This is a genomic window from Flavobacterium sp. HTF (genome assembly GCF_003105115.1).
GTDB lineage: Bacteria > Bacteroidota > Bacteroidia > Flavobacteriales > Flavobacteriaceae > Flavobacterium.
In genome coordinates this window covers 1-5808 of sequence record NZ_QETH01000152.1, presented here as the reverse complement: position 1 = coordinate 5808, position 5808 = coordinate 1, and the positions used below count along the sequence as shown (strand labels likewise).

Sequence of the window (5808 nt, the reverse complement as noted above, 5' to 3'; positions counted from 1 at the left end):
TAAGTCATTAACTATTAATAACGAAGACAATGTTTGTATTAAACTTTACCTCTCAAAACATCGCATCAGAATTAGATTCTGTTGTCATGTGTCTTCGTGGCTTTTCTCAATCATAGCAAATCAATTTTAGATATATGAACAAGCCCGAAGTAAATTAACTTTCGGGCTTTTTTTTTATTCTAGACTCTTCAAAAAATTCCCGATTACCAGAACTCAATTTATCTGTTTCAGATAAAATGTTTTATCAAAATCAGCCTTTGCTTTTTCTGCAATGTGATTTGTGCCATATTCTTCTTTTTAAGATTTAGAATATGCAGCATTTCTATTTGACAGTTTAAAAATGAGAATATTGATTTTGAAAAGAATATCAATATTAAAAACATAATGGGAAATAAATTATCTGGAAAAGACCTTATTAAAATAGGCTTTCCAAAAAACAATAGTATCAATATTGCTTTAGGGCAAATAAACCGATACAGAAAAAGAGAAAAAAAAGAGAGCATATTAACAGAAGCCAAAGAAGTTCTGCTGTTTCCGGAGAAGTTTACCGGACACGGAACCTGGGGAAAGGTTGCTGAAGGATTGGTAAATCCGGTTCAGGTAAGGATGCATCAGTTAAACAATACACGAGCGCCGTTTTCGATATTTGGAGAAAATGAAATTGATGAGCAGGCTAAATACCAGTTATATGATGCTTTAAAATTGCCAATTTCAGTTGCCGGAGCTTTAATGCCGGATGCGCATTCGGGGTACGGGCTGCCAATTGGAGGTGTGCTTGCAACAGACAATGCCGTGATTCCGTATGGCGTTGGTGTTGATATAGGCTGCAGGATGAGTTTGTCAATTTTTGATATTCCGGCTTCTTTTTTTAAAGGAAAAGAACATCAGTTACAGGCTATTCTGAAAGACCATACAAAATTCGGGATGTACGAAACGCACACCATAAAGGCAGACCATGAATTGTTTAGCCGAAGTGAATTTCAGGATATTCCGCTTTTGAAAAATCTTCTGAGCAAAGCTTATAAACAATTGGGAACTTCCGGAGGAGGAAATCATTTTGTGGAGTTTGGAATTGCGAAAATTACCAATCCGCTTAACGAATGGAAGATTGGTGTCGGGGAATATTTTGCAGTGCTTTCGCATAGTGGATCAAGAGGTTTAGGAGCTAATATTGCCAAACATTATACCTATCTGGCAACAAAACAATGTCCGCTGCCAAAAAATGTTCAGCATCTGGCATGGTTAGATTTAAATACTCATGATGGTCAGGAATATTGGCTGGCGATGAATTTAGCCGGCGATTATGCAAAAGCCTGCCATGATGATATTCACCGCAGAATTGCCAAGGCAATTGGTAAAAGAGTAGTTGTAACCATTGAAAACCATCACAATTTTGCATGGAAAGAAAGTGTAAATGGAAAAGAAGCCATTGTGCATCGTAAAGGAGCAACTCCCGCAAATGCCGGAGAACTTGGAATTATTCCGGGTTCGATGACGGCTCCGGGATTTATTGTTCAGGGAAAAGGAAATGCTGAAAGTTTAAACTCAGCGTCTCATGGCGCCGGCCGACTTTTTTCACGCAGAAAATGCAAGGAATCATTTACGCAAAGTCAAATCAACAAAGTCTTGAAAGCAAATGATGTAACGCTAATTGGCGGAAATATTGATGAAGCACCAATGGCTTACAAAGACATTAATAAAGTAATGGCGAACCAAAATGAATTGGTTGATGTACTTGGTACATTCACTCCAAAAATTGTTAGGATGGATCGCTAAAAGTATAATTTATGGAAAAAATAATTCAAATAACATCGGGTCGTGGCCCAGCTGAATGCAGCTGGGTTGTGGCTCAGGTTTTAAAAACCTTTATAGACGAAGCCAAGGAAAATAATATAAAAACGACAATGCTTCAGAGAGAAACCGGGATTGAAACCGGAACTGTGGAAACAGCCACAATTTTACTCGAAAATGACCATCTGGATGCCTTTGTAAATTCATGGATTGGAACAATTCAGTGGATTGGGCAAAGTCAGTTTAGGAAATTTCACAAACGTAAAAACTGGTTTATCGGGATTTTTGAAATCGAAAAATCAAGTGCGACAGAAATTTCTGAAAATGAGATTCAATATCAGGCAATGAGAAGTTCGGGGGCAGGAGGCCAGCATGTCAATAAAGTAAGTTCTGCGGTAAGGGCAACTCATATTCCAACCGGAATTAGTGTAGTTTCAATGGATTCACGTTCACAGCATCAGAACAAAAAACTGGCAACAGAAAGATTACTACAGAAATTTAAAGAAGAAACCGTAAAACAGTTTAAAGCCGAATTTCAGGCGCAATGGATGAATCAGTTACAAATTCAGCGAGGAAATCCGGTTCGGGTTTTTCAGGGTTCTGATTTTAAAAAACAAAAACAGGAAAAAAATTATAAACAGGAAAGACAAAGATTAAAAAGAGAAGATTATTTCGATCGGGAATAATACCACGATTTTTGAATTTTCTAAATCTAAGTGATTTATGAAAGCAATAGATAAATATATTTTTGAGGCATTGGACAATTATCCGTATTCATTGGTAGAAACCATTGAGTCATTAGATTACGCCTTGTCTTATGATGATAAAAATACAATGGCATTATGCCTTTACGGTCGCGTTCAGACGGACCAGCTGTTTCGATATGAAGAAGCCAAAGAGTATTTTCAGCAGGCAATATCCATTAATATCAACGCAATCGAAGTTTATTCGTATTACATTTATACATTAGTTTTGAATGAAGATTACGAGGAAGCGGCGAAACTTATCGATTTTGCGCTGACTATTAAAGGAATTAATAAAGTGGAAATCCTTCTTAAAAAAGTAATGCTTTTAGAAAGTCAGAAACATTTTAAAAAAGCAGTAAAAGCTCTAAAAGAGGCAAGGCTTGAAGCTCTGAATAATGACTATGATTATTTTATGGAAGAAACCGAAAAGCGATTACACAAAAAAATAAGCAAAAAATCGGATAAGAAACCTAAAAAGGAAAAATCGGCCAAAAGAAAAAATAATAAATAAGCAGAAAAAGGGTATCGGAATGATATCCTTTTTTATTTTTAAAAATTGCGACTCTGAGATTTTCACAATGATATTTTATTTTAATAGATAAATGTTTGTTACTTTCAGAAAATAGATTCATTTTTATACCCTATTTTCTTAAAAAAAAAATCTACATCAAAAACATGAAAAATACTCCTAATAAAAAGAATTCGTTAAAACATGTTCTTTTTGGAAGCTTAATTGGCACCACAATCGAATTTTTTGACTTTTATATTTATGCCAATGCAGCGGTATTGGTTTTTCCTCAATTATTTTTCCCGGGCGCAGATAAGACAATGGCAACCTTAGAATCGCTGGCTACTTTTTCGATAGCTTTTTTATCACGTCCTTTAGGTTCAGCATTTTTTGGACACTATGGAGATAAAATCGGACGCAAATTTACCTTAGTTGCCGCTTTACTGACTATGGGAATTTCGACGGTAACAATTGGTTTTTTACCAAGTTATGCCAGTATTGGTGTTGCTGCTCCTTTATTACTAATGCTTTGCAGATTTGGTCAAGGTGTCGGATTAGGAGGTGAGTGGGGAGGAGCTGTTTTGCTTGCTATAGAAAATGCACCACCACACAAACGTGCGTGGTACGGTATGTTTCCGCAATTGGGTGCGCCGATCGGATTATTGCTTTCAGGAGGGACTTTCTTACTATTAACCGATTCGATGAATAACGAGGATTTTATGAATTACGGCTGGCGAATTCCATTTATTGCCAGTTCGCTTTTAGTAGTAGTAGGATTTTATATCCGAACTAAAATTACAGAAACTCCTTCATTTGAAAATTCTAAAAAAGAACACGAAGAAGTTAAAGTTCCATTCCTTACTATTGTAAAATCATTTAAAAATCAATTGATTTTCGGGACATTTGCTGCTATAACAACATTTTTGGTATTTTATCTAATGACGGTATTTACATTAAGCTGGGCGACTTCTGATCTGGGTTTTGCTAAAAGAGATTTTTTATTGATTCAGATGTTTTCAGTATTATTTTTTGCTGCTTTTATTCCTGTTTCAGCAGTTGTTGCAGATAAAATCGGACGTCGTAAAATATTGATTATAACAACAACAGCTATTGCTGTTTTTGGTTTTTTCTTCTCTTATTTTTTAAATTCAGGAAGTACGTTTATGGTAACTTTCTTTGTCTGTTTAGGAATGTCATTGATGGGATTCACTTATGGACCTTTGGGAACTTTTTTATCCGAATTATTCCCTACCAATGTTCGCTATTCAGGCGCATCGTTGACTTTTAACCTGGCAGGGATTCTTGGAGCTGCTTTTGCTCCCATGATTGCAATCTGGCTGGCAAGTAAATATAGTTTAACCTATGTTGGTTTTTACCTGACGATTGCGGCTTGTATTTCTTTATTTTCTTTACTGGTAATTAGTAAAAAAGAACATAAGTTTTAAAATAAATTTTATCATATAAAAAAGGTTGCCTAATAATTTTTAGGCAACCTTTTTTATTTATCGCTTCAAACTAAAGTGTCCTCTGAACTGAGCACCGTTTAAACGGGTAACCACAAACCAATAATCAGATGCAGGTTCATCATGGCCGATATAAGTTCCGTCCCAGTCAGTATCCTTTAGTAACTCTTTAATAAATTTTCCATATCGGTCAAATATCCTGATAGAAGAATTTGGCGCTAAATAGGTAAAATCAATGGTCCAGGTGTCATTATGACCATCATTATTTGGTGTAAAGAATTTAGGAAAAGGCAATTCTTCCACATAATTAATGCAGTCTCCCATTGTGGCTTCAACAATCTGAATCGTTATAGGAGTTCTTTCGCTCTCACAATCATTAATAGTCTGCGATGCATAATAGGTTATTCCATTTTCTAATGGAGTCGATTCAGATAAGTTTATTCCGGCTGTAATGGCATCGTACCAGTTTATGTTTTGGCCTGAAATATTAATTTTGCTGATACTGGCATTTTGCTGTATACAAAAACTCTGATTGAGATCAGCAATTGGGGCTGGTGTATCCTGAATTTTTATCATAACAGGAATTCTTGTACTTTCACAATTGTTAAGTGTTTGCGTCGCATAATAAGTTCCGCTTGCAAGTTGTGTAGTAGCCGTTAAAATATTTCCTGCAGTTGGGGCATCATACCATTTTATATCATTTCCTGAAATTATGATATTACTTATTAAGGCATTTTCGTCTATGCAAAAAATCTGAGGGGTATTTGCTCTTGGTAAAGCAGTATCATACACATTTACTGTCACAGCAAGCCTGTCACTCTCACAGCCAATAGATTGTGATACATAATATGTTTTATTGTTTAGTAATAAAGTCGTACTAAGTAAAACAGAAGTTGAGGTATTTGAATCATACCACTTTATATTTTGCCCGTTAATGACAATATCGTTTAGAGTTGCATTTTCGCTTTTGCAAAACTTCGGATTTATATCTCCCGTAGGAACAGATGGAGTATTCTGGATAGAAACTGTCACCGCAAATCTTTGTCCTTCACAGGAATTAAGCGTTTGAGATGCATAATATGTTACTCCGTTATGCAAACTAGTACTACTTGTTAAAAGATTTCCATTAGTAATTGCATCATACCATTTTATAGCAACGCCATTAACAACAATGTTCGCAATAGTAGGATTTTGACCGGAGCAAAACGGCTGAATGGCATTTCCGGAAGGAGCAGGTGTGTTATGAATGGTTGCAGTTACAGCAATTCTTTTACTTTCGCAACCACTTATAGTTTGTGAA

5 protein-coding genes are annotated in these 5808 nt (G+C 35.7%); 4 read left to right on the top strand and 1 reads right to left on the bottom strand.

Annotated elements, in window-relative coordinates:
* Positions 1-384 precede the first annotated feature (384 nt).
* From DCO46_RS22075 to DCO46_RS22060, 4 genes are all read left to right on the top strand, one after another.
* Positions 385-1776, top strand: coding sequence for an RtcB family protein (locus tag DCO46_RS22075; RefSeq protein ID WP_116754627.1), 1392 nt, complete (start codon positions 385-387; stop codon positions 1774-1776).
* Positions 1777-1787: 11 nt separating this feature from the next.
* On the top strand, positions 1788-2477 hold the full coding sequence (prfH, locus tag DCO46_RS22070; RefSeq protein WP_116754626.1) for a peptide chain release factor H: 690 nt from the start codon (positions 1788-1790) through the stop codon (positions 2475-2477).
* A gap of 37 nt (positions 2478-2514) precedes the next feature.
* The gene (locus tag DCO46_RS22065) at positions 2515-3048 is read left to right on the top strand and encodes a hypothetical protein (RefSeq protein WP_116754625.1); all 534 of its coding nucleotides are present in this window, start codon (positions 2515-2517) and stop codon (positions 3046-3048) included.
* A gap of 164 nt (positions 3049-3212) precedes the next feature.
* The gene (locus DCO46_RS22060) at positions 3213-4490 is read left to right on the top strand and encodes an MFS transporter (RefSeq protein ID WP_116754624.1); all 1278 of its coding nucleotides are present in this window, start codon (positions 3213-3215) and stop codon (positions 4488-4490) included.
* A 57-nt stretch (positions 4491-4547) separates the two neighbouring features.
* On the opposite strand, the gene DCO46_RS22055 is transcribed toward DCO46_RS22060, so the two are convergent.
* Positions 4548-5808, bottom strand: a 1261-nt coding sequence (locus DCO46_RS22055) for a T9SS type B sorting domain-containing protein (RefSeq protein ID WP_133244626.1), incomplete at its 5' end; no start/stop codon positions are given.

Bases quoted from the DNA above. Each gene is read 5' to 3' on its own strand.
- DCO46_RS22060 (WP_116754624.1), top strand. From the start codon at position 3,213: ATGAAAAATACTCCTAATAAAAAGAATTCGTTAAAACATGTTCTTTTT.
- DCO46_RS22065 (WP_116754625.1), top strand. From the start codon at position 2,515: ATGAAAGCAATAGATAAATATATTTTTGAGGCATTGGACAATTATCCG.
- DCO46_RS22075 (WP_116754627.1), top strand. From the start codon at position 385: ATGGGAAATAAATTATCTGGAAAAGACCTTATTAAAATAGGCTTTCCA.
- prfH (WP_116754626.1), top strand. From the start codon at position 1,788: ATGGAAAAAATAATTCAAATAACATCGGGTCGTGGCCCAGCTGAATGC.